The following is a 1,248-nucleotide window of genomic DNA, read 5'->3' on the forward strand; positions in this document are numbered from 1 at the left end:
GCGCGCCTCTGACGCTGCTTTCCATGATCATGAACAGTAACCGTGCTATTTACACGGCTACTGTTCATGATCATGGGGGCCTGGATCGGACTGTCAGCTGGTGCGGGTGACCACCGTGTCGCAGAGCGCCTCCAACGCATCCCGCGCGGGCACGGCCGGCAACGTGGCCAGCGTCAGCCTGGCGTCGTCGGCCCACCGCCGCACCTCGTCCCTGGCCTCCGCCATCGCCGGATGCTCCCGTAGCAATGACAGTGCCTCATTGTGCGCGTCGTCGTCCGTGAGCGGACCCGAGATGAGCTCCAGCAGACGCTCGTCGCCGGGCCGGGCGGACCGCCGGGCGTACAACACCGGAAGCGTGGCCACGCCCTCCCGCAGATCCGTGCCCGGCTGCTTGCCTGATCTCGCCGACTCGCCGGCGATGTCGAGGAGGTCGTCGGCCAATTGGAACGCCATCCCGACACGCTCGCCGTACCGGGCCAGCACCTCGACATCCTCGCCGGAGACCCCGCCGTGGAGCGCACCCAGCCGGGCCGAAGCAGCGATCAGCGAGGCCGTCTTGTCCGATAGGACCGTGAGGTAGTGCTCAACCGGATCGGCACCGTCGACAGGCCCGACAGTCTCCCGCAGCTGGCCCTGGACGAGCCTCTGATACGTGCGGGCTTGGATCCGCACAGATTCCGGCCCCAGGTCGGCCAAGAGCACCGATGCGCAGGCGAAGAGGTAATCCCCAGTCAGGATGGCCACCGTGTTGTCCCAGCGAGCGTTCGCGCTGGGCGCTCCTCGACGCAGCTCTGCCTCGTCCATGACGTCGTCGTGATACAGCGACGCCACGTGCGTCAGCTCGACAACGACGGCGGCCGGCGCGACGCCCGGCGCCTCGACGTCACCGAACGCCGCGGACAACAGCGTGAGCAATGGCCGGAACCGCTTACCCCCTGCTTTGACCAGATGCCGCGAGGCCTCGTCCAACACCTCGTCGTCCGACTTGATCGCTGCGAGCAATCGGCCCTCGACATCGTCGAGGCCGGCGCTGAGCGCCTGCTCCAGGCCGGCGTCCACCGCGGGGATCCCGAGACCGCCAGTACTCACCGAGACCTCCCATCCACTATCGGCCCTGGCCAGGCCGACTAAGCTGCTGCAGACTGTCACCGACACCCGGGAGGAGTACCTCGTCCCGAACGCGGCGAGCCCCGGCCGGTTCGAACCCGTCCGGGACACGCCATCACGAACTAACAGACTACGGGATAC

At 67.7% G+C, this 1,248-nt stretch carries 1 protein-coding gene; it reads right to left on the bottom strand.

Going from position 1 to position 1,248, the window contains the following annotated elements:
• Positions 1 to 93: 93 nt before the first annotated feature.
• Positions 94 to 1,089 (bottom strand): polyprenyl synthetase family protein, encoded by a 996-nt coding sequence (locus ELR45_RS09440; protein WP_129665409.1) that lies wholly within the window; start codon positions 1,087 to 1,089, stop codon positions 94 to 96.
• Positions 1,090 to 1,248: the final 159 nt, after the last annotated feature.

It is taken from the genome of Phytoactinopolyspora endophytica (assembly GCF_004138495.1).
In the GTDB taxonomy this organism is placed as follows: domain Bacteria; phylum Actinomycetota; class Actinomycetes; order Jiangellales; family Jiangellaceae; genus Phytoactinopolyspora; species Phytoactinopolyspora endophytica.